This is a genomic window from Algoriphagus aurantiacus (assembly GCF_035156405.1).
GTDB classification, from domain to species: Bacteria; Bacteroidota; Bacteroidia; order Cytophagales; family Cyclobacteriaceae; genus Algoriphagus; species Algoriphagus aurantiacus.
In genome coordinates this window covers 131,143-154,589 of the sequence record NZ_JAXRUT010000008.1, presented here as the reverse complement: position 1 = coordinate 154,589, position 23,447 = coordinate 131,143, and the positions used below count along the sequence as shown (strand labels likewise).

Below are 23,447 nucleotides of genomic sequence, written 5' to 3'. Positions count from 1 at the left end.
ACATTCTTGTAACTGGCCTATCTTACCAATCGATTGATGGTTCGCTCAATCCCGGGAAGGTAGGCCGTTCCAAAAAGATTCAGATGAACTAGTAGCGGGTATAAGTTGTAAATACCCATTCTATTTTCAAAGTCCGGTTCTAGCGGAAGAACTGATTCATAAGATTCGTAAAATCTACTATCAAAGCCCCCGAAAAGACGACTGAATGCCAGGTCCATTTCCCTATGTCCAAAATAAACAGCAGGGTCGATTAAACAAGGTTGGCCATCTGCTGTGCTTATTACGTTCCCAGACCATAAATCCCCATGTACTAAAGCTGGTTTTTCTTTTGGGAAAATAGCTTCTAGTTTAGGATAGATTTCCTGAAATTTCTTAAGGAATTCTAATGGTATTAGCCGATCAAAATAGGCTTTCCCCAACAAAGGCTCTAGTCGCTGCTCAATATAGAAGTCAACCCAATTAGCCGTTTGGAGATTTTTTTGGAGAAGTGAGGCAATGTAGTTGTTGTTTTCAAGCCCGAATTCATTTTGATGTGTCAGGTGAAGATGTGCTAATCCCAATCCAAGATTTTCCCAATAGTCGAGTTTATACCGTCCTGAAGAGACAAATTCTGACAATAAAAAATTGTAATCTCCAATTCTACCGCATCCATACGTTTCGGGAACTTTCAGAAAGGTTGATTTGCGCAATAAATCTAATCCTTCCAATTCTTTATGGAGTATATCTCTTTCGTGATCGAAATTCAGCTTTAGGAAAAAAACACCCTCGTTGCATTCAATCCGTACTCCTTGATTATGATTTCCAGCGGCAACCAGCGAGACTGATTTTAATTCTGCCATACCGCCTAGGCTTTCAAAAAGTATTTGCTGGTAAATATCGCTCTGCTCATGCATAGAGATGATGAGTAGCTTTTACCTGTGCCAGAAAGCTATCAAGTGCCTCATCCAAAATCTGATATATTTCCTCAAATCCTTCTTCTCCACCATAATACGGATCGGGAACGGACATCCCTTGAGTTTCAGCTACAAAATCACGCATTAAATGTATTTCCTTATCCTTAAATCCGTATCGAATTTTTAGGTTATTTAGATTTCGCAGGTTGTTATCATCCATTGCCAGTATGTAATCGAAATCTCTGAAATCTGTACGATTTAATTGTCTTCCACGGTGATTTAGAGGTAGGTTATATTTAATAGCGCATTTTATAGTTCGCTCATCAGGTAATTCTCCGATATGGAAATCAGAAGTTGCAGCGCTATCACATTTGAATTGTGCCTCCATGCCTGCCTGCTTTACCTTACTATTAAAAATAGCTTCGGCAAGAGGAGATCTGCAAATATTACCAAGACAAACAAACAAAACTCTAATCATAATACTTAAACGCTGAACTAATTAAGTTTAAAAAAAACGAGGGGTTTGAAAGTACCTAATTTTGGGTGGAAATGCACGGCGTAGTTTATCTTTTTTTTATAGGAAAGCACAAAATATGCCTTTTTATAATGCTTCTTGACCTAATTAATTGTGATTAAAACTATTCCCAGTCAAATGGCTACTTTTGACAGATGAAATGGATTTACAGACTCGGGATATTTTTTGCCAGGATACTTTTGCTCCTAAGCGGATTATTTATTCCCAAAATTAGCCATTTCTTGGCTAGTAGAAAAAATCTATTTCGAAGACTTTCTGAGTTTAGATCTATAAATTCAGGTGATCTGGCTTGGTTTCATGTAGCATCTTTAGGTGAATATGAGCAGGCTAGGCCGGTGATCGCTGAGCTAAAGCGAGTGCAACCCACTCAGCTAATTGCTGTAAGTTTTTTCAGCCCTTCCGGTTTTGATAATGTGATAAAAAAACCGCAATCCAATGTAGATTTCATTACTTATCTGCCCCTAGACAGTAAGAACCATGCAGAGGAATTTGTGAATATCCTAAGTCCACGGATTGTTTTTTTTGTCAAATACGACCTCTGGTATCATCATATAATGGCTGTGAAAAACGGAGAGATTCTTCTTTTTTTATTCTCTGCATCTTTTCGCCCAGATCAGATTTATTTTAAGCGAGATGGATTTTTCAGAAAGATCCTGTTTCAATTTGACCATATTTTCACTCAAAATAAGGATACTTTCGATTTACTAAATTCAATCGATTATCAACAGACTAGCATTGCTGGTGACACGCGCTTTGACCGAGTAGCTGAAACGGCTAAGAACTATAAAGAATATCCTGAACTGGCTAATTGGGTCGGTGAGAAACCGACTCTAGTTGCAGGCTCAGTGTGGCAACAGGACATGGATCTTCTTATTCCCCTGATGAATGCACATCCAGAATATCGATGGATCATCGCACCACATGATTTGTCTCCCGAGCCGATGAATCGTTGGGCGGATCAGTTATCATTATCAGCGATTAGGTATTCTCAATGGGATTCGGATCAATCTCCTGATGTGCTTTTTATAGATAATATTGGAATGCTAAGTTCATTGTATCAATTTGCTAGAGTGGCTTATGTGGGGGGGGCATTTGGCAAAGGACTTCATAATATTTTGGAGCCATTAGGGTTCCAAGTTCCGGTGATTTTTGGCAAGTTGAAAAAGACAGCTAAATTTCCTGAGTCAGCAGAGAGTCAGAAAAAAGGATGTGGATTTGAAGTAAGTGATGTAGAAAGTTTGAAAGCAGTTTTTGAGAAATTGGAAAAGCCGGATTTTTATCAACAAAGTGCGGATTCAGCAAGGGATTGGGTGGAAATGAATATTGGAGCAGCAGCAAGAATTATTAACAAGGTGGAGAAACTAGTTTCAGAAGCATGAAATCGAGCATGTCACAGGCGACACACAGTGGGATGATTATCCTCCAAGCGAGATTCCATGTGACCATTAGAAAACAATTATAAAAACATGAAAGGAAGAGTGATAAAATCCACTGGGTCTTGGTATTTAGTTCAGACCGACGGAAAAGTCGTTTCTTCCAGATTAAAAGGGAAGTTTAAGCAAGACGACCTTAAGTTGACCAATCCTATTGCCGTGGGGGATTGGGTGGAATTGGCAAAGGAAGAGAATCAGGAGACTGCTGTGATTTCGGACATTTTACCTCGTGAAAATTATGTGATACGGAAATCCACTCGAAATCAGCATTTTTCTCACATCATCGCCAGTAATCTAGATCAAGCAATTCTTGTCATTACCATGAAAAGCCCGAGGACATCCTTAGGTTTTATAGATAGGTTTCTGGTAAGTACTGAGAGTTTTAGAATTCCAGCCATTTTGGTAGTCAACAAAATGGATCAAATGTCTGGTGAAAAAGCAGAAGATTGGCTTTTGGATATTCATGAGATCTATGAGCCTTTGGGCTACCAGGTATTGGAAGTGTCGGCATTGAAGGAGGAGAATTTGAAAGAAAAATTCAATCCAGTTCTAGCAGGAAAATCCACGTTGATTGCTGGACATTCAGGAGTGGGGAAATCAACTTTGCTGAATGCGTTGGTTCCCGAAGCTGCACAGCATACCAAAGAAGTTTCTGGATTTACATCCAAAGGTGTGCATACAACTACTTTTGCAGAGCTTTTTACCTTGGAAAATGGAGGTGATTTGATCGATACACCTGGAATTAAGGAGTTTGGAATTCTTGATATAGAGGATAACGAACTCTCTCATTATTTTCCTGAAATGAGGAAATACCTTGGACAATGCAAATACAATAATTGCCAACACGTAAACGAGCCAGGTTGTATAGTGCTGGAGAAAGTGGAGTCAGGATATATCCATCCTTACCGTTACCAAAGCTATTTAAATATCCTCAATGAGGAAGATGACTACAGATAAGCTGTTTGCTTGATTTTGAATCCATGTAGAATTGGCCTAATTTTCATTTTTGAAATATACCATGAGCGAAGTACTCAATCACCAGCAGATAAAGAAGAAAATCACCCGAATGGCCTATGAGATTTACGAAAGGAATCTCAACTCAAAAGCCGTTGTGTTTGCAGGGATTTCTGGAATGGGGGAAACTCTAGCTGACCTTCTTGCCACCGAGCTAAGAGCAATTTCTCCTCTTACTATTGAGCAAACTGAAATTATTTTGGACAAAGCGCGCATAGCTACAGAAGAAGTGAATCTTTCCCATGAAATAGACTTGCAAGGAAAGACGCTGATTTTGGTGGACGATGTTCTCAACACAGGGAAAACTTTAGTGTATGCCATGAAGCCTTTTTTGGATGAAGAACTTTATAAAATGGAAATAGCAGTACTGGTCAATCGCAGCCATGGCCTCTTTCCTATTCGACCAGATTACACAGGCTTCGAACTTTCTACCACGCTCAATGAGCATATCAAAGTAGATTTCTCAGGAGATAATTACTTCGTTTATCTGCACTAAAACTATGTCAGTACATTCCTCTGCCAACGTAAAAAGAATCACTACGCACATTCTTCAGGAGATGAAAGATCGTGGTGAGAAGATCTCAATGCTCACTGCTTATGATTACTCCATGGCCAAAATTGTAGATGCTGCCGGGATAGATATCATCCTTGTGGGTGATTCTGCATCTAACGTGATGGCAGGTCATGAGACTACCTTGCCTATCACTTTGGATCAGATGATCTACCATGCTTCGGCTGTGGTGCGTGCGGTAAGTAGGTCATTTGTAGTGGTGGATATCCCGTTTGGCAGCTATCAGGGGAATAGCTCAGAGGCCTTGCGCTCCACTATTCGGATCATGAAAGAATCCGGGGCTCATGCTGTAAAAGTAGAGGGTGGTTCTGAGATCAAAGAATCAGTCGCTAGAATACTTAGTGCTGGAGTTCCGGTTATGGGACATCTGGGATTGACTCCCCAGTCGATTTATAAGTTTGGGACATATACAGTGAGAGCCAAAGAAGATGCAGAAGCAGCCAAACTAGTGGAGGATGCTAAGCTCTTAGAAGAATTGGGTTGCTTTGCCATCGTGGTGGAAAAAATCCCGGCTGATCTAGCGAAGAAAGTTGCCGAATCAGTATCCATTCCGATTATCGGCATAGGTGCTGGAGGTGGAGTAGATGGCCAAGTCTTGGTGGTTCACGATATGCTTGGAATTACTCAGGAATTTAAACCAAGATTTTTAAGGCAATATGCCGACTTAGAAGGTATAATGATGGAGGCCTTTGGGCAATATATTAAAGACGTGAAGAGTAAAGACTTTCCAAACGAAAAGGAGAGTTATTGAAATCTGACCAAACAAAAAGAGCAGCTTGGTCAAGCTGCTCTTTTTGTTTGGAGTGTATTTATCAATAGTTGCCGGTGTATGCTTTTAAATGGTAGGTTAGAAATTCATGGCCTGCGTTGTAAAGCCCTTCAGCATACTTAGAAGGGTCTACATCTACCCATTTTGTTTCTTTGGAGTAAGATGGTCCAGCGATCACCACTGGTGTGAAGGATGTAGTGGTTGCTGAACTCTGTCTGGAATAAACCACCATTTTCTCTTTTTTGATGATTCCTTCAATTTCTAAAGCTTCTTTTAGTGAACCTTGATATTGAATTTCTGCACCTGCTCCAATTTTCCCTTGGACAACCTTGATCATTGAAGTGATTTTGTCAAAGGATTCGGAACCTTTTAGCCCCTTTTCTTTCGGGGCGCGCACCATATATTCTCCAGCAAGTCTATAATTAGTGAGCATCTTTATCTCTGCACCATTTGAGGGCATCCAACTATCTCCATCTTCAGAATACATAAAGAAAAGATTAACAGAGGCAACGGCTGCATCATCCAATTCGCTAGAGAGTTTTTGTGCCGCATTTAAGTTTGCTAATGGTCCTTCTTTTCCACTATAGTAAAACGTAAAACCAGTAGGTACGCTCACCATGAGACCAGGGAGTGGTGATTCTATCACGTAAGGGCCTGTCGCTTTTTCCCAACCTTTATAAATCTCTGTGGCTCCAGCAAGCGCTGGATCTACTATTTCGAAACCTGATACTTTCAGACCCTCAATAAATTCCTGATATAATTGATCGGTTTTTTCCTGAATTTTAGCCTGATCTAGTCCGGTGAGACCAATTGCTCCTCTTGCAGTGGCCTCTCCTTTTACATTTCCACCAAAACCTGCTCCTCCTTTTTTATAATCTATAGCTTCTTTGTAGACTTCAAAGTTGATGTTGAAAGAAGCGATATAGATTTTTTTTGGTTTCTTGCTTAGCTTTTTTAAGCCATAGGACATTTCATCTGAGGGTGAGAATTTACTCAATGATTGGGCTGATAGTTCTGAGTATATGCTTAATACAAAAAGTAGAATTACTGCTTGCGTAATATTTTTTAGGTCCATGTTGGTGTGTGGGTTGTTTGAATTGCCAATTTGATTACAAATCCACTTTCAATAAATACGGCGTATGACCTATTTTTCATAAATCTCCAAGCTTGAAAATTCATTAAAAAAGCTAGATTATTATTCCAGCTTTATTGGATGTAATCCGAAAACTTAATTTTCTAAAAGTTCCTTGAAAATTATTTATTCAACGTCCTGCATTGAGCCTTTAGCTGCATCCTCTGCTGAAATGATTTCAAAACCTTCCGCTTCGAGTTGAGCTACAAAATCTGTATAAGCCATATCAACAATTTCTTGAAAATCGGGAATATCTACTCCGATGAGCTGAACTCCCATTCTGGTTTTGATTCCTGATACAGTTTTAAAAGGTATGTTGTGCGCAATTGGCAGCACTAAATAGGTAAAAGGAATTGTGATTGTAAAGCAGTGCTTTCGGCCTCAGTTTTTTGTCTGAGCGCATTTAACCCGGATTTTGCATTAGCAATTCTATTGCGACCAGTAATTGCTTCAAAATCAGTCACTACGTTGCTGTTTTCGACTTCACCATATCCGCCGCGGCGGACTCAGTTTCCAAGCAGCCTGATTTTATTGCAATTACTGGCCTCATAACGAAACCTAATGCAAAATCCGGGTTTAACCACTTTAAAAATTTGAAAATCAAGTAATTATACTGTTGGGTTAAGTTGTTGTCTTAGGGAGGGGTTCCCGTAAAATAGGGTGTATGTCGCACGAAAAAAATTGTCCTGTAAATGCGATATCAAAAAAAATGAGCTGAAAAGAGTTGATTTAGTGGAAAGCAAAAGAGCCGACTCGGGTCGGCTCTTTTTTTAGACTTCTATGGGATTTTTTGTTTTTTCCTTGAGTCGGATCATGAAGTCACTGAGTACATTCATGAAATTTATAAAGGCATCGTAGGGAGAATCATAAGGGCTAAAATAGGAGTGAATATCTCCGTCTGAGAAAAACTTTGTACACATATAATAGAAGTGATCCGAAGTCTGTAAGTATCTCCAGTCACGCTGAATCTCCTCATCGTCTATGGTATTGACTAGTTTTTCCAAATCATATAGCCGATCAAATGCCTCATCTTGCAAGTCATTTCCAAGCCATGCGGTCAAATCCCTTTCTTCATCAGCCCAAGAAATAGGAATAGGTACATGGATTTTTCCCACTGGTGCAATTTTCGATATTACTTCCGATGGAGTGGAAAAACCGAAGTTGGTTTTTGTAAATACTGCCTCTGGAAGGTGTCGCATGAAATCAAATATTCCAGTTTCAGCCCATTGATGTTCTCCAAATGTCTCGTAATCCATGAATAGATTAACAGTTTCTTCCTCTTTTGGAATCGCATTGATCCAGTTGATAAACTTATCAGTCGTCAATGGATAGTCATTCCAGGCCTTATTCCCAAATCTAAAAGCAATGTCATCGCTCAGTTGGAAATTCTTCAATAGAATTTTTAATTTTGGTTCAATGCTGTTTAAATAGATATAGTTGGGGCTTTTCCATCCCAGAATATGCTTTGCTCCTTCGGTTAGCATGGCATCGTATCCCAGTTCGGCGACTAAAGCTCCTATCAGATCACTATAAATCAACTCTGTATTTCGAAAGACTTTTGGAGTATATCCGTTGAAAAGCTCTTTGATTTTAGCCTGATGTTTATAAACAAGATCTTTAAACTCACTCTTGCTTTTGAGTGAGGCTAGTGAGTGGGAAAATGTTTCATTCAATAATTCGACATGACCTGTTGCCACCAGCTTCTGGAAACTCTCCAAAACATCAGGAGCATATGCCTCCATTTGATCCATGAAGGTTCCCGAGATAGAAAAACTAACCTTAAATGCCCCATTATATTTATTGATAAGCTCAAGAAGAAGGGCATTCATAGGTAAATAGCACTTTTGTGCTACCTTCCTCATGATACTTCGATTGGAGAAATCGTCCCAATAATGGTGATCCTCACCAATGTCAAAAAAGCGATAAGGTTTCAGTCGGTAAGGCTGATGAACCTGGAAATAAAAGCATAGGGTTCTCATGGTTTTTGCGATAATGTGTTTTGGTACACAGTGACAAGTTTTTCGGCCACATGCTCCCATTTTAATTTTTTCAATTCTTCAGTTCCAAGCTCTTTGAACATTCTGGAAATACCATCGTAGTGAAGCAATGCGAAAATGGCATCTGCCATGGAATCAATATCCCAAAAGTCAATTTTGATCGCATTATTAAGGACTTCCGCAACACCTGATTGCTTGGAAATAATCACAGGAGTATTGTGTCTTACAGCCTCTAGAGGAGAAATTCCAAAGGGTTCAGATACAGACGGCATCACATAAACATCAGAAATGGCATACATGTGATCTACATCATCGCCTTTAAGAAATCCAGTAAAATGAAATTTAGTACCCATGCGAAGCTCAGCTACACGATCAATCATTCTATTCAATAAATCTCCGTTACCCGCCATTACAAAGCGAACATTGGGATCTCGCTCAATGACTTTTTTGGCGGCTTCCACGAAGTATTCAGGGCCTTTTTGAAAGGTGATTCTGCCCAAAAAGGTTACAATTTTCTCAGGAACTTTCTTTTGATAGTTGGATTTGATAATACTAGCGTCCAAAACTGCATTGTGTAGTACGGTTATTTTGCCAGCCGGAACTCCATATTTTTTGATGATAATATTTTTTGTGAGCTGACTTACCGCGACTATGTGATCTGCCGCATGCATTCCAGCTCTCTCTATGTCATAGACGACTTGATTGACGGATTCACCCGAGCGGTCAAACTCAGTTGCATGGACATGCGCTACCATAGGTTTGCCACTGATTTCCTTCGCTGCAATTCCAGCCGGAAAAGAAAGCCAGTCGTGGGCATGGATGATGTCGTGTTCTTTGCTTTTGGAAATATGAGCAGCTACTAAGGCATAGCGAGAAACTTCCATCATCAAATCCTTTCCATATTTGCCGCTGAATGCAAATTTGTTTGAAAATACACTTTCATCTACATCAGTCCTATCATGGATTGTATAGTCGGTGTATTTCTTAAATTCATCAGGTCCCAGGTAAGGAACCAAAAAACTACTTACTTCTAGGTAAGTGAGGTTTTTCCAGAATTTTTTAAACCGTTTTTCCCGGTAATCTATGGTGACATCACTCGCATTGACAAAATCTGCCAATGGCTCCTCGTCGCCCCAGAGTTTAGGTACTACAAATATGATGTCTTGATGGTGATGAGCCAATCCCTTGACCAAACCATAGCACGCTGTCCCAAGACCTCCTGAAATATGTGGTGGGAACTCCCACCCAAACATTAGCACCTTCATAAAAAGTCTGTTATATCTTTTTGACCAAATCCATCATTCTAAGCAATTCTGATACGCTCCAAGCCTGCGAAATAGCACCTTTCGGGCGATGAGGTGGATCTCCATCATATATTTCTGCTACTGCCCCCACTCCATATTGAGTCATCACACCGTCAAAACCGTTTACGATTTTTTGGATGAAATTTGCTCCTGATTTCCCATGAAGTCTAATATATCCTTCTACAAAATGCCCCAATGGCCAAACCCACACGGTGCCATTATGATACGCTTCATCTCTGCTAATTTGGTCACCAAAGTAGTAACCTTTATAGGCGGGATCGTCTGGGGAAAGTGAGCGCATCCCCCTTGTAGTGAGAAGTTTTGATTTTGCAGTCTCCAGTACCTGATCACATTTATCATCACTGAGCATTACATAAGGTAGGGAGGTGGCAAAAATCATATTGGGACGTATTGCCCAGTCTTTTTCATCTCCATTTATGTAATCTGCCAAATAACCATGCTCTTCAGACCAAAACTCCTTTTCAAAAGTATTACTGATTTTTGTAGCATGACCTGCGATTTCTTCATCGCCGGTCAATTCATAGTAGAAGCAAAGGGCATTATACCAAAGTGCCTGAATTTCTACAGGGCATCCAGTCCTGGGAGTTACTGGCCCATCTGGAGTCACCGCATCCATCCAGGTAAGTGCTTTCCCTTCTTCCCCTCCGTAAACTAGGCCATTTTCCAGAACATGGATATTGAAATCAGTACCTTTTAGGTATCCGTCAATAATCCCTTTCATTTTACCTAAATAGCGATCTTTAATTGTCTTGCTGTCCCCTGTATATTTGATATACTGCTGTAATGCCCAAAAGTACCAAAGCGGGGCATCGATAGAATTCATATTGGTGGTCACTCCGCTTCCTACATTTGGAAAAAGAGGTCCTTTTAAATCACGGGACATGGTGTCCATGATATCCAAAAAAGTCTTTGAGTCACCCGTGGTGAGGGTCAGGCCAGGAGCCGCTACAAAGGTGTCTCTTCCCCACCAGCCAAACCAAGGGTATCCTGCAATAATTCTGGTGGCTCCGTCCCGCTGTCTTATAAATTGACCAGCAGAGTTTTTGAGACAGTTTACAAAATTACTTCTAGGGATTCTTCTTGCGATTTCTTTTTCGAAGGCATTTTGACGTGTTTTTGGATCTGCTTCTGTTAGCCCTGCCGAAAATATGACAGATTCACCCTTTTCGATATCAAATTCGAAATATCCTGGCACATATAAGTCTTCCTGATAGTCATATCCCCGCTCACGTTCGAGTATATATTCAATATTATGATACCAATCTGGAGCTGGAACAAAATCTACTTTCTTGGAGACCTGCAAATAAAGTGGGTCGTATTTTTCGTAAAGATGGAAAACTGCCCCATTCGCCGCCTTTTTGTAATTCTTATTTATATCCGAGCTGGCCTTAGAAAGGTCGTGAAATCCTCTAAAGGCCAAAAATGGCTGAATACGTATTTTGGTTGGGGAATGCGCATCCAGCAACGTATAGCGAATCATCAATCTATCTCTGTTAGTATCCAGGATTAATTCCTTCTGCAAAAGTACCCCCCCCACTCGGTAGGTTAATTTCGGGATTGGCTCAGAATCAAAGTCCTCAAGGTATTTATGACCTCTGGGAGAATAATTTCCCGGGAATTTACTGATGCCCAGATTAAAACTTGAACCGTGCTGGATTACCGTTTCATGAACGGTAGATAACATGACATGACTTTGAGAGTCGATTTTTGGTTGAGGTACAACCAACAGCCCGTGGTATTTGCGGGTATTGCAGCAAATAATCGAGGTACTGGTATAGGCACCAGAACGGTTGGATCTGATGATCTCTCTATCAAGAGAATAGTTCAGATTGACTAATTGTGTTTTATCGAAATGGATATAACTCATGAGGGAAAAATTCTATGTCGTTAAAAATAGAGTTTTGCACTGACAAGAAAAATGAAATGGAAAAAAATAAAGGTTATGTTTCCATAACCTTTTGTTTTTGTAGAGAAAATCAAGAATGAATCGCCTCTTTTTGGACTTCTTCGAAATTTCTTAGCGATTCTTCAAACTTCATCAAGTAGCTTTTTGCCATTCTGATGTTAATGGGTTTTACCTGAGGAAATTTTGGCGAAGTTTTGAACAAAGTAAACATCTGAAGTTGGTTTAGTTCTGGCAGGTTTTATCAAATGCTGTGCCAACAGAACTCTGGTAATAACAAAGCCCCTCAATTATGAGGGGCTGCTTGGGTGAAAGACCGGGTTCGAACCGGCGACCTCTGGATCCACAAACCAGCGCTCTAACCAGCTGAGCTACAATCACCATTTATACACCTGGACTGGTTTCTTCCAAACGGTCTGCAAAAGTAATAATTAAGCTGAATCAGCGCAACATGATTATCAAAATTTTATAGAAAAATTAAGTCGCTCACCTTTTTTCTCTTCATGGAATGTGCCGTTTTCGTACGCTAAATGTCCAGAAACGACTGTGTGTGTGACTTTTGACTGGAATGTGTGACCTTCAAAGGGAGACCACCCACACTTTGATAAAATATTCTCTTTGCCGACTTTCCATGGATTATTTAAGTCTACCAATACCAAATCGGCGTAATATCCCTCTCTGATAAATCCTCTTTCCTTAATGTGGAATAAGGTGGCGACGTTATGACACATTTTCAGTGCAATTTTTTCCAAGCTGATTTTACCTTGATGATAAAAGTCAAGCATGGCAACTAAGCTGTGTTGATTAAGTGGTCCGCCCGAAGGAGCTTTAGTGTAATTCTGAGCCTTTTCTTCTAGTGTATGCGGTGCATGATCTGTGGCTACTATATCGATGGTACCGTCAAGCATTGCATTAAATATGGCTTCCCTGTCTTTTGCTGTTTTTACTGCAGGGTTCCATTTAATCAGGTTTCCTTTGGTTTCATAATCTGATTCGGAAAACCACATATGGTGAATGCATGCTTCAGCAGTTACTTTCTTTTCTTCCAATGGAATAGTATTGGTGAAAAGCTCCAATTCTTTTGCGGTACTGATATGGAGAATGTGAAGGCGAGTGCCATATTTTTTTGCCATTGCCACGGCTCTGCTGGAAGCGTCGTAGCAGGCTTCTTCGGATCTGATTTTTGGGTGAAATTTTACAGGAATATCATCACCATAGATTGACTTGAATTCATCTAGATTGGCTTTGATGATGTTGTCATTTTCACTGTGGATCGCGATGATCGCTTTGCACTGTTTAAATATCTCTTCTAAGGATTCAATGTTGTCCACCACCATATTACCAGTGGAAGAGCCTTGGAAAATCTTTAATCCACATACTTCTTCGAAATTGACTTTCATGATCTCATCCAAGTTGCTGTTTGTCGCCCCCATGAAAAAAGAATAGTTGGCCAAAGAAACCTCAGAAGCTCTGGAGTATTTCTGCTCGAGAAGTTCCAAAGTAGTTGATTGAGGTACTGTATTTGGCATTTCCATATACGATGTAGTGCCTCCAGCCACGCCGGCTTTTGCCTCTGTGTAGATCTCAGCTTTGTGAGTAAGCCCAGGTTCTCTGAAGTGTACCTGATCGTCAATTAGCCCAGGAAAAAGATGTTTTCCAGTAGCGTTAATATGAATGTCAGCATTTTCCCCACTTAGGTCTTCTCTAAGTTTTGAGATTCTTCCATTTTCTACTAAAACATCGCCCGGACTTATCCGGCCTTCATTGACTATATTTGCACCGGTGATCAGAATACTTTTCATCTTTACTCCTTTTAGGATTTTACTAGTTCAACCAAAATTAACAAATCATGAGCAATGAGGCCTCAACTTTTGAAGCATTTAAGCTAAATCGACAGCTATTGAATGCGGTGGCGGACGCTGGATATGTTCACCCAACACCTATTCAGGAAAAGGCTATCCCGCTTGCTCTTGCTGGTCATGATGTGTTAGGGATTGCTCAGACAGGTACAGGAAAGACTGCAGCCTATGTATTGCCTCTTCTCATGAAAGTGAAATATGCGCAAGGTGATCATGCGAGAGCAGTGATATTGGCACCTACCCGTGAGCTGGTGATGCAGATCGAAGAAGTGGTGCTTCAGATGGCAGCAAATACCGATTTGAGGATGGTAGCCCTCTATGGTGGTTTGGGGCCAAAAACTCAGATTGAAATCCTGGAGAAAGGTGTTGATATTATTGTTTCTACACCGGGAAGATTTCTGGATATCTATAGAAAAGGAAAAATCCTGACCAAGGAAATCAAAACCTTGGTTTTGGATGAAGCTGACAAAATGATGGATATGGGCTTTATGCCTCAAATCCGTTCAATTTTGGAAGTCATTCCAATTAAGCGACAAAATTTACTTTTCTCTGCAACTTTTGGAGAACGCATCGACAGGTTTGCTGGCGAATTTTTGGAGTTTCCGGAGCGGGTAGAGGTTACTCCTCAGGCGACTACGGCTGAGACTATCGGTCAGGTAAAGTATTTGGTACCAAATATTAAAACGAAACTGAGTCTTCTTGCTCATCTATTCAAAAATGAAGAGATTAATAGAGCTATAATTTTCACTCGATCTAGAAGAAATGCTGAAGAGGTATTTGCTTTTCTAAGTCATCGGAGTTACGGCGAAGTGAGAGTTATTCATGCGAATAAGGGGCAAAATACCCGTATCAATTCCATTGAAGATTTTAAAGGTGGCGAAGTACGGATACTTGTTGCGACAGATGTTGCCTCTAGAGGACTGGATGTGACAATGGTTTCTCATGTGGTGAACTTTGATGTGCCGCTGATCTATGAGGACTATGTACACCGAATCGGTCGAACAGGCCGAGCTGAGAAAGAAGGCAAGGCAATCAGCTTTGTCAATCCTGCAGAGGCCTATCACTTCGAAAAAATCGAAGAAATCATACGCATGAAGGTAGAGGAAGCAGAAATACCTTCCGAAGTGGAAGTCACTGCTACTCCTTATGAGGAAAAACAAGCCTATGCACGTGAACTTGATCGCTTGCTACAAAGAGATAATCCTGATTATAAGGGAGCTTTTCATGAGAAAAAAGAGTTTAAAAAACCGAATCCAAACCTAGAGCAACAGGAGAAAGAGAAAAAGCGTGGAAATAAAAATTCCAAAGCCAAAACCAATAGAAATCAACTAAAGACAAAGCACCAGAAGAATAAGGGGAAGTAGATGATTTGCTTGTGTTGAGTTATTTTTCTGTAAAACTAATCCGGATCTATTTGTCGTTTTATATACAATGATAAAATTACTGTGTGAGATTAGTGTTACTATTTGTTTTTATAAGAGCTTCCCTGCAAGCCCAAACTTTTTTGGTTCCCTATGACCATCATCTTCCTGGTTCAAGAAAAATAGAAATTCAAGTTGAGTTGTTAAACGGATTTGATGAAGAAAGAGAAACCGTATTCCTTCTGGAAGATGCTTTCGATGAGCTTTTTGTATCGATCAATGAATTGCTGGATTTTTCTGAATCTTGCAATTTTGTTTTGATCAAGGGGAGAAAGAATAATGAAGAACTGAGAAGGGGTGTGATGTATTCGGGAGCCCCGGATTACCAATTGGCTTACAAGCTTTACAATCAGGATCAAGTTGCACGGGATATTGAAGTGATCCGAAAGAAGCTTCTTGGAGATAAGCAGGTGATTTTATTGGGCTACTCTTCCTCGGCCATGGTGTTACAGCATTACCTATCCTTATTTCCGCAGCATGTAAGCAGAATGATCAGCGTCAATCCCTTGGTTTTTGACATTCAAAAGAACCTGCGTTTTCCTTCCTCAGGGCTGTCGTTTTCGGATATGAAACTTAGAGATGAACAAAAGGTTGATTTCAGTTATTATGCAAATTTCGATAGAGAGAATATGGGTAGAAAGTCATTATCCATAGAGAACCTGATTAATTTTTTGACTTTTCAGGATGTCTTGACGGGATTAGCGAATGTTCAGGATATTCAAAGCAATATCCCGTTAATGGTGAGGTTGTTTGAGCATGCGATAGCACTTTCCGGATTGCAGGATTCTGTAAATAAGAGCAACTTGAGCGTAGAAATGATGAAAAAATTGAGCAGCCCACTTTGGACTGCCTATCAAAATAGCAACTTTGACTTCTATGGTACCAACTACGATAACTTATTGGAGTTTGATGGGAAAATGATATTAATCGGAGGAGCGTTTGATCATTTGATTTACTCCAAGTCTTATGATGTCCTCGCAGAATATTATGCTAATTGCACCTTGTTATTGCTCAACGATGGTCATGGGTTGCAGCAAGCACTGAAGCTTACTTCCTTCCATGAATTAGTAAATGCATTTATTTCCAATGACACTGCGGGCAAGATTGCTGCATATAAAAAGTTGTCCGAGGAGAACTTCATCTTCGAAAAATATTACGAGGGGGACTTTAAAGTTCCTCCACTTTTTTGATTCAAATTTGGATAGAAATATAAAACCCGATTCATTATGAATCGGGTTTTTCAATATCTACCGACATATAGCTACCTACTCACTCTTATTCTGTCCCATATAATCCACTACGAAATAACTTAACGTTCGCATTCCCAATACAAATCCGCCCTCGTCAATGTAGAAACCAGGCGTGTGGTGAGAAGGAGTAGTAAGCGGATCGCCTCCTTTTTTCATTCCTCCCAGAAAAATAAACACACCAGGCTTTTCTCTCTGGAAAAAGCTAAAATCTTCTGCTCCTGTAACAGGGTTTAAATAAATTAAATTTTCTGCACCTGCTGCAGCTTCTAGCGAAGGGAGCATTTCCTTGGTCAGATCGGAATGATTGACGGTGGATGGATATAGTTTCTCGATCTTCAGGTCAACTGTAGCTCCTGCACTTTCGGCAATATTTGTCACGATCTCTTTCACACGCTTATGCACTAGCCCTTGCTGTTCGTCACCAAAGGTTCTGATGGTTCCGATCATTTCCACTTCCTCGGGGATAATATTATGACGAATTCCACCATGAATCGCTCCAATGGTCACTACTGCTGGGTTCTGGGTGACATTTACATTTCGGGAAAGAATGGTCTGTAGTCCTATGATGATCTGCGAACTGGTAACTATGGGATCCACACTGGACCAAGGATAGGCACCATGGGCTTGCACACCTTTGACTGTGATTTCAAGATTATCTACAGCTGCCATTATTGGACCAGATCGGTAGCCAATCTTCCCTACTTCTGTCTGGGAATTGATATGCAAGCCGAAAACAGCATCCACATCCTCCATCACGCCTTCTTTCACCATCAGCTCCGCTCCAGCCATTTCAGCATCAAATACACCTTCTTCTGCTGGTTGGAAAATGAACTTCACTGTTCCTTCCAGGTCATTCTTCATGCTGGCTAGAACCTCTGCCACACCCATAAGGATGGCTACATGTGAATCGTGACCACAGGCATGCATTACACCTGTTTCCTGGCCGTTGTAAGTAGCGGTGTTAATGGATTTGAATGGTAAGTCATTTCGTTCGGTTACAGGAAGGGCATCCATATCTGCGCGAAGTGCTACGGTCGGGCCGGGCTTTCCACCTTTCAAAACTCCTACTACTCCTGTAATAGCTACGTTTTCGGTGACTTCTATTCCTAAAGAACGAAGATGGTCTGCGACTTTCTTTGCTGTACGAAATTCCTGATTTCCCAACTCTGGATGCATATGAAAGTCTCGGCGCCACTCGATCACCTTAGATTCTATTGAATTTACCTTGGTGTCGATAGCTGGCCGGAGTTCGGATTGTGCGCAAAGAGTTCCTGTTCCTATGAGCATTGGAACAAATAGTAGGGGGCGTAAAAGTTTTTTCATGGTTGGGGGTTTTCTTGATGTTATTCAAATTTAGAAAAATGTGCCAATGCTCAAGTTTTTTAGGGCTAATAGGAAGGAAACTCTTTAGATTATAGAACTATTTCACCTGAAATGCTTTTGTAGTATAAATCTCTTGAACAAGAATCTATGCAACTGAATAATCAAATCGCAGTGGTAACTGGCGTGAGTAAAGGAATAGGGCTGGAAGTAGTCAAATTATTAATTGAAAAAGGAACGATTGTCGTGGGATGGGGTAGAAATGCTCCGGATTTTCAGCATGATAATTTCCATTTTTTCACATGCGACATTTCGAAGGAAGATTCAGTGGAAAAAGCTTTTCAGCAAACTACGAGTAAGTTAGGTTCGGATATCAGAGTACTAATCAATAATGCGGGGTTTGGTATTTCGGGTAAATTAGAAGAAATGTCCTCAGAAGATTGGAAAACCATGTTTGACACGAATGTTCATGGATTGTTTTATGTGAGCAAAAGGCTGGTTCCAGCAATGAAATCTGCGGACGAAGGACATATTTTAAACATCGCATCAATCGCTGGATTGAATGGGGTGGCCAATTTTGCTGGATACGTAGGGACAAAACATGCAGTACGCGGGATTTCCCATTCTATGTATATGGAACTTAGAGATTTTGGAATCAAAGTTTCTACGATCTACCCAGGTTCTACACAGACGAACTTCTTCGATGATATAGAAGGTGCAACTGCGCATGAAAATATGATGCGTCCTGAGGATGTAGCTCAGACGATTGTCCAAACCTTAGAAACTCACCCGAATTATTTCGTGGCAGACGTGGAATGTAGACCTCTAAGACCAAAAGGGAAGAAGTAGGGAGTGATATTGCTGAAGCCAATACTCACTCAAGATTAAAGTAAGTATTGGCTGGCTTTAAGAACCATTTCCACGCTGCAATCACAGAAATTCCTTCGAAGATGTCTTCCTGATTATACGTGATGATAAAGCCTGAGCTGAGTCCGATTTCCTTCATCGCATCTTTGATGCCTTTTACTTCTCTTTGCAAATTGTCTGAGTTTAATTCCCAGCAGACCTGGACTGTACCGATAATTTCTTCATTCCATTTGATAAGAAAATCACATTCAGAGTTTTTGGATCTGTAATAATGGATTGTATTGAATGACCTCCGCAGATGTAAATACACGAAATTCTCAAGCCTTCTTCCCAAATCCTTACTAAAGGAGAGGGAATTTGCGGAAGCCAGTGCCGGATCAACGCAAAAGGCTTTTTTTGGATTAGCTACTTGCTTTCGGATGGATTTGGAATACATAGGGATCAAGTCAAATAAGTAACTTTCTTCCAAGTAATCACAGTAATCTATCAGTGTTCGCACGGATTTGATTTCCAGCAGTTGTGCCATTTTAGAATAACTGAATTCCTTTCCTACGTTGGATGCTAAAAAGACCCCTAATCGGATCAGTTGAGTTTCATTGGAGATATTTCTTCTGACAGCCACATCCCGAGTCAATATATCCCGCATCAATGTTCTTAGATATTCTTGATCTTGGTTGTGCAAATATTCAGGAAAGCCTCCAAGGTGAAAATAAGATTCGAAGCTGGCTTCCTCAGGAGCCAAACCTTTATAGGTTAAAAACTCTGTATAACTGAACGGGAAGAGCTCTATTTGTTTGTATCTACCGGTAAGTCTGGTTCCTAGCTCTCGGCTGAGCATGCTGGCGTTGGAGCCTGTGATGTATAGCGGTTGCCCTTTTTCATGTAATGAGCGGGCAAAAACCTCCCAGCCTTCTATCCATTGAAGTTCATCTAAAAGTATGGTAGTTTTTCCAAACTCATTTCTTAACTCTTCTAGCTTTGGGAAATCCGTTGGCTCAAAGTCTACCAGTCTAGGATCCTCAAAATTGAGATATAGTCCGGATTGGTTTTCGGAAAAGCTGTTCCGTATCAAAATACTTTTTCCACAGCGTCTCACCCCGCTTACTATCACGATTTGATTCATGTAATCGGGTAGGCTTTCCTCTCTTGCTATCAGGGATTTTTGAAGAAAATTTTTATTTTGATCTAAGATTATTTCTCCAAGTGTTTGCTTTTGTATCATTTAAGTTTCTGTAAATCAATGTAAATATAATATCTTGTATTTACAATACAAGATATATTGTATTGTAAATACAAGATATTTCAAAAAGAATGGAGTTGAAAAGTGAATTGTCGAAGATGTAATGACTTCCAAATGCGCTTCGGCCAATGAAAACTACATTTTTTCCTTACTTTTGATTGACTAAAAAAGCTACATGTCACTAGAAGTATCCCAACTCACCAAACTCTATGGAACCCAAAAAGCATTGGAAGAAGTGTCTTTTGTTGCTACACCTGGAAGGATTCTTGGGTTTTTAGGTCCAAATGGCGCAGGGAAATCCACCACGATGAAAATCATTACCGGATTTCTGTCGGCAGATTCCGGGGGAGTGACTGTGTTGGGGAAGGATGCATTGAATTCACCAAAAGAGGTCAGTCCATTGATAGGCTATCTGCCTGAGCACAATCCTCTTTACTTTGATATGTATGTGCGGGAATTTCTGGAATTCTCTGGAGGACTGTATGGGTTGTCAGGCCAAAAATTAAAGTCCAGAACCAGGGAAATGCTTAATCGCACCGGTCTTGAACCGGAGCAACATAAAAAAATAGGACAGCTTTCCAAAGGATACCGACAGCGGGTAGGTTTGGCCCGGGCTTTAATCCATGATCCGCAGGTGATTATTCTGGATGAACCGACTACTGGCCTAGACCCTAATCAATTGGTGGAAATCAGAAGCCTGATTCAAGAAGTGGCTAAGGACAAAACACTAATACTTTCCACTCATATAATGCAGGAAGTAGAGGCAATCTGCCATGATGTGGTCATTATCAATAAGGGTAAGATTCTAGCTTCGGATTCACTTTCAAATTTGAAGTCCAATTCTAATGAGACTATTTTAATTCTTGAAACAGAGGAGAATTTAGAGCTTTTATGGTTTGAAAATGTGGGTAAAGTAGATTTTGGCTCAAAAGGAGAAATGGAGTTACTTATTTCTACTTCAGATCCTGCTTTCGCAAGAAAAGCTATCTTACAAATTCTTCATGAGCGTTCAATAAATCTGGTCAGCCTCAATCAAAGTAAAAAAAATCTGGAATTAATTTTCCGGGAAATCACCAACGCCTAAGTATGAAATCGAGCATGACTCCAACGTCACATACTGGAATGATTATTTACCATGCGAGATTCTTTCCAATAGCTAGCGGGATGGTAAAAATATAATTATATAAAACAGATGAAATACTCATGATGAGCGGACGACACACAGGGGGATGATTATATCCAGACATATACCGCATCAGCAGATTTGCTTGTTGTTAGGGCGCGCTGGGGTGACGCAGCAGCGAGCCAGGCGGCTGGCCTGCGGGGTGAAGCTTTGCTGGCGTCTTGACTTTTTGGTTCTTTTGCGTCAAGGCAAAAGAACAGAGAAATCGAGCATGACTCAAGCGTCTCACACTGGGATGATTATAATACATGCAATTCCATATGACCTTTAAAAATCAAATTATAATCATATGAAAAGCCTTTTTCTTAAAGAAATCAATGCCTTTTTCGGAAGCCTTTTAGGTTATCTGGTTTTAGCATTGTTTCTGGTATCGCTAGGTTTGATTGTTTGGGTATTTCCAGAAAGCAGTGTACTCGAATATGGTTTTGCCGATCTGGAAGCACTGTTTACTTATACTCCTTATGTATTTACGTTTCTAATCCCTGCGCTCTCCATGCGAGCAATTGCTGATGAGCGGAAAACCGGAACCTGGGAGCTATTAAGAACCTCTCCACTTTCTCTAGTGAAGATTATTCTGGCAAAATATTGTGCGTTGCTTTGTATGGTACTTGTGGCGCTATTACCTACCCTTCTTTACTTCTATAGCATTATTCAACTTGGTGACCCAATAGGCAACCTAGATCAAGCAGGCTTTTTTGGCTCTTGGATTGGATTGATTATGATCGGAGCGGTTTTCGCGGCGGTGGGCTTATTTGCAAGTTCGCTGACTTCCCAGCAGGTTGTAGCTTTCGTATTGGGCGTGTTTTTATGCTTTGTTCTTTATTTCGGGTTCTCCGCTTTGGCAGACATGCAGCTCGGCAATCTTTCCTATTGGGCAGAAGATCTTAGCCTTAGTTTTCATTATATCAACCTGAGCAGGGGAGTTATTGATTCAGCAGATTTGTTCTTTTTATTCGGCATGATTTGGTTGTTTTTGGGTGGGTCGATTTTGGTTTTGAGAAATAAATGAAAAACACGGCCTTACATATCGCAAAGCCTTGGTTATTCCTTTTTGGGGGAATTCTTGTATTTGTATTGTTGGCTCAATTCCTCAATTTCCGGATTGACCTTACAGAGGAAAAGCGCTATTCTCTTCATCCTGCCACTGAGGATGTGCTTTCTGAAATCACCGAGCCCCTGCGTGTGGAGATTCTTTTGGTAGGAGAAAATCTGCAAGGTGGTATGAGAAGATTGCAAAAATCCATTGAAGAAACAGTAAGGACTTTCAATGCATATAGTCCTGAGAAAATCACTTTTTCATACTTTGACCCAATGAGTATAGAAGCCGAACAGCGGGAAGAATTTGTGCTTTCTCTGACTCAATATGGCATCAATCCAACGAACCTTTCCGTCAAGCAAACTACCGGGTTGCAGACGCAGCTGATTTTTCCGGGTATCCTTGTCAGCAATGAAGAATACGAAACTGGAGCATTGATTCTCAAAGGAGAGCGTGGAATGAGTTCGGATCAAATCCTAAATCAATCCATCGAGAATTTGGAATTTGAACTCAGCAACGCCATCCGAAAGTTAACTTCTCCTGAGTCCTCTTCCATAGCGATGATCATGGGGCACGGAGAAATGAGTTCAGATGAAGGCTTTGGAATGGTAGAAGCATTGGACGGAGAATTTGAGCTTTTCAAAGTACCGCTTGAGCAGGCCAATTCTCCTGCAGACTTGGTTGGGTTCAAGATGATTTTTATTCAGGGACCAAAAGAAAGTTATACTGAGCGGGAGGTTTACCTGCTGGATCAGTATGTTATGGGAGGAGGAAATTTAGTGATATTACTAGATGGTGTAGCAGTGGAAATTGAGAATGCAGGAGGTGAGGGAACCTTAGCTATGCCTGTTGATCTGGGCTTGGACAACTTGCTATTTCGCTATGGTATCCGCGTGAACAAGGATCTGATTCAGGATTTAAACTTTGGATATTTCCCGGTGATGGGAGGGAATTTTGGAGATCAACAGCAAATGGTGCGACTGCCTTGGCCTTTTTATATCAATGCTGGAATAATGGCTGACCATGCCATCACCAAAGGCTTAGATGTGGTCCAATTTCGATTTGCAAGTAGCTTAGATACTGTCAAGGCCGATGGTGTTATTAAGACTCCTTTGATTTTCAGTTCAGAGTCTTCCCGGATTTTACCAGCTCCGGTGCGTGTTGCATTCAGCGATATGGAAAGTGAACCTGATTTGACACTTTTCAATAGAAAAAATCTTCCACTAGCGTATTTACTGGAGGGCAATTTTACTTCCATGTATAAAAACCGTTTTCTGCCAGAGGACTTTGCAAAAGCAGATTTTAAAGATACAGGAAATGGGAAAGTGCTCGTGATCGGGGATGGTGATGTATTTCAATCTCAAACTAGCCTAGAGAACGGTGCACCGTTGGCATTGGGAGAAGATCCATTTAGTCAAACTACTTATGCGAATAAGCTTTTTCTGAAAAATTTAACACAGTATCTTGCTGATCCTGAAGGGATAATTGCTTCACGTACACGTACATTCCAGATTCGCCCATTGAATAAGGTGAAGATTGCACAGGAAAAGACATTTTGGCAAGGATTGAATGTGCTGGCCCCGGTAATTGTATTGGTTATTTTTGGATGGATAGTCTGGTGGATTCGAAAGAATAACTACAGCAGAAAAGTAAACTAGCCTAAAAAATAGCATCTATTTCAATAATTTTCCAGAGAATC

The 23,447-nt window shown here is 40.6% G+C and carries 21 protein-coding genes and 1 tRNA gene; 10 read left to right on the top strand and 12 right to left on the bottom strand.

The window, feature by feature from the left end:
* Positions 1 to 17: 17 nt before the first annotated feature.
* Both SYJ56_RS10420 and SYJ56_RS10415 read right to left on the bottom strand, forming a co-directional pair.
* A complete protein-coding gene (locus tag SYJ56_RS10420; protein WP_323834031.1) occupies positions 18 to 893 on the bottom strand; it encodes a fructosamine kinase family protein in 876 nt (291 codons plus the stop codon).
* Complete coding sequence (locus SYJ56_RS10415) at positions 886 to 1,371, bottom strand: low molecular weight protein-tyrosine-phosphatase (RefSeq protein ID WP_323834030.1); 486 nt, start codon at positions 1,369 to 1,371, stop codon at positions 886 to 888. Before SYJ56_RS10415 ends, SYJ56_RS10420 begins: the two co-directional genes overlap by 8 nt.
* A 278-nt stretch (positions 1,372 to 1,649) precedes the next feature.
* Between SYJ56_RS10415 and SYJ56_RS10410 the strand changes: the two genes are divergently transcribed.
* The 4 genes from SYJ56_RS10410 (at position 1,650) to panB (ending at position 5,197) form a co-directional block, all read left to right on the top strand.
* On the top strand, positions 1,650 to 2,807 hold the full coding sequence (locus tag SYJ56_RS10410) for a 3-deoxy-D-manno-octulosonic acid transferase (RefSeq protein WP_323834029.1): 1,158 nt from the start codon (positions 1,650 to 1,652) through the stop codon (positions 2,805 to 2,807).
* An 87-nt stretch (positions 2,808 to 2,894) separates the two neighbouring features.
* Positions 2,895 to 3,818, top strand: coding sequence for a ribosome small subunit-dependent GTPase A (rsgA, locus tag SYJ56_RS10405; RefSeq protein WP_323834028.1), 924 nt, complete (start codon positions 2,895 to 2,897; stop codon positions 3,816 to 3,818).
* Between the two features lie 61 nt (positions 3,819 to 3,879).
* The gene (locus SYJ56_RS10400) at positions 3,880 to 4,371 is read left to right on the top strand and encodes a phosphoribosyltransferase family protein (RefSeq protein WP_323834027.1); all 492 of its coding nucleotides are present in this window, start codon (positions 3,880 to 3,882) and stop codon (positions 4,369 to 4,371) included.
* Between the two features lie 4 nt (positions 4,372 to 4,375).
* The gene (gene panB, locus SYJ56_RS10395) at positions 4,376 to 5,197 is read left to right on the top strand and encodes a 3-methyl-2-oxobutanoate hydroxymethyltransferase (RefSeq protein ID WP_323834026.1); all 822 of its coding nucleotides are present in this window, start codon (positions 4,376 to 4,378) and stop codon (positions 5,195 to 5,197) included.
* 61 nt (positions 5,198 to 5,258) lie between these two features.
* Here panB and SYJ56_RS10390 read toward each other — a convergent pair whose 3' ends face one another.
* The 8 genes from SYJ56_RS10390 to SYJ56_RS10355 form a co-directional block, all read right to left on the bottom strand.
* A complete protein-coding gene (locus SYJ56_RS10390; protein ID WP_323834025.1) occupies positions 5,259 to 6,290 on the bottom strand; it encodes a hypothetical protein in 1,032 nt (343 codons plus the stop codon).
* A 183-nt stretch (positions 6,291 to 6,473) separates the two neighbouring features.
* The gene (locus SYJ56_RS10385) at positions 6,474 to 6,626 is read right to left on the bottom strand and encodes a hypothetical protein (protein WP_323834024.1); all 153 of its coding nucleotides are present in this window, start codon (positions 6,624 to 6,626) and stop codon (positions 6,474 to 6,476) included.
* Between the two features lie 491 nt (positions 6,627 to 7,117).
* Positions 7,118 to 8,326: a glycoside hydrolase family 57 protein gene (locus SYJ56_RS10380; protein WP_323834023.1), complete on the bottom strand. Its 1,209-nt coding sequence runs from the start codon at positions 8,324 to 8,326 to the stop codon at positions 7,118 to 7,120.
* Positions 8,323 to 9,609 (bottom strand): glycosyltransferase family 4 protein, encoded by a 1,287-nt coding sequence (locus tag SYJ56_RS10375; protein ID WP_323834022.1) that lies wholly within the window; start codon positions 9,607 to 9,609, stop codon positions 8,323 to 8,325. Before SYJ56_RS10375 ends, SYJ56_RS10380 begins: the two co-directional genes overlap by 4 nt.
* Before the next feature lie 10 nt (positions 9,610 to 9,619).
* Positions 9,620 to 11,536, bottom strand: coding sequence for an amylo-alpha-1,6-glucosidase (locus SYJ56_RS10370; RefSeq protein WP_323834021.1), 1,917 nt, complete (start codon positions 11,534 to 11,536; stop codon positions 9,620 to 9,622).
* A gap of 109 nt (positions 11,537 to 11,645) precedes the next feature.
* Entirely contained in the window at positions 11,646 to 11,786 is a 141-nt protein-coding gene (locus SYJ56_RS10365; protein ID WP_323834020.1) for a hypothetical protein, read from the bottom strand.
* A gap of 92 nt (positions 11,787 to 11,878) precedes the next feature.
* Positions 11,879 to 11,954, bottom strand: a tRNA-His gene (locus SYJ56_RS10360).
* Between the two features lie 76 nt (positions 11,955 to 12,030).
* Positions 12,031 to 13,374, bottom strand: coding sequence for a dihydroorotase (locus SYJ56_RS10355; RefSeq protein ID WP_323834019.1), 1,344 nt, complete (start codon positions 13,372 to 13,374; stop codon positions 12,031 to 12,033).
* 47 nt (positions 13,375 to 13,421) lie between these two features.
* Between SYJ56_RS10355 and SYJ56_RS10350 the strand changes: the two genes are divergently transcribed.
* On the top strand, positions 13,422 to 14,795 hold the full coding sequence (locus SYJ56_RS10350; protein ID WP_323834018.1) for a DEAD/DEAH box helicase: 1,374 nt from the start codon (positions 13,422 to 13,424) through the stop codon (positions 14,793 to 14,795).
* An 83-nt stretch (positions 14,796 to 14,878) separates the two neighbouring features.
* On the top strand, positions 14,879 to 16,042 hold the full coding sequence (locus tag SYJ56_RS10345; RefSeq protein WP_323834017.1) for an alpha/beta fold hydrolase: 1,164 nt from the start codon (positions 14,879 to 14,881) through the stop codon (positions 16,040 to 16,042).
* A gap of 75 nt (positions 16,043 to 16,117) precedes the next feature.
* Here SYJ56_RS10345 and SYJ56_RS10340 read toward each other — a convergent pair whose 3' ends face one another.
* Positions 16,118 to 17,425 (bottom strand): amidohydrolase, encoded by a 1,308-nt coding sequence (locus SYJ56_RS10340; protein WP_323834016.1) that lies wholly within the window; start codon positions 17,423 to 17,425, stop codon positions 16,118 to 16,120.
* A 147-nt stretch (positions 17,426 to 17,572) separates the two neighbouring features.
* Between SYJ56_RS10340 and SYJ56_RS10335 the strand changes: the two genes are divergently transcribed.
* Complete coding sequence (locus tag SYJ56_RS10335) at positions 17,573 to 18,271, top strand: SDR family oxidoreductase (RefSeq protein WP_323834015.1); 699 nt, start codon at positions 17,573 to 17,575, stop codon at positions 18,269 to 18,271.
* Positions 18,272 to 18,296: 25 nt separating this feature from the next.
* Here SYJ56_RS10335 and SYJ56_RS10330 read toward each other — a convergent pair whose 3' ends face one another.
* The gene (locus SYJ56_RS10330) at positions 18,297 to 19,511 is read right to left on the bottom strand and encodes an ATP-binding protein (protein ID WP_323834014.1); all 1,215 of its coding nucleotides are present in this window, start codon (positions 19,509 to 19,511) and stop codon (positions 18,297 to 18,299) included.
* 193 nt (positions 19,512 to 19,704) lie between these two features.
* Between SYJ56_RS10330 and gldA the strand changes: the two genes are divergently transcribed.
* The 3 genes from gldA (at position 19,705) to gldG (ending at position 23,406) form a co-directional block, all read left to right on the top strand.
* Complete coding sequence (gene gldA, locus SYJ56_RS10325; RefSeq protein ID WP_323834013.1) at positions 19,705 to 20,613, top strand: gliding motility-associated ABC transporter ATP-binding subunit GldA; 909 nt, start codon at positions 19,705 to 19,707, stop codon at positions 20,611 to 20,613.
* A 388-nt stretch (positions 20,614 to 21,001) separates the two neighbouring features.
* Entirely contained in the window at positions 21,002 to 21,721 is a 720-nt protein-coding gene (gene gldF, locus SYJ56_RS10320; RefSeq protein ID WP_323834012.1) for a gliding motility-associated ABC transporter permease subunit GldF, read from the top strand.
* Entirely contained in the window at positions 21,718 to 23,406 is a 1,689-nt protein-coding gene (gene gldG, locus SYJ56_RS10315) for a gliding motility-associated ABC transporter substrate-binding protein GldG (protein ID WP_323834011.1), read from the top strand. The genes gldF and gldG overlap by 4 nt, the downstream gene beginning before the upstream one ends.
* Positions 23,407 to 23,447 lie beyond the last annotated feature (41 nt).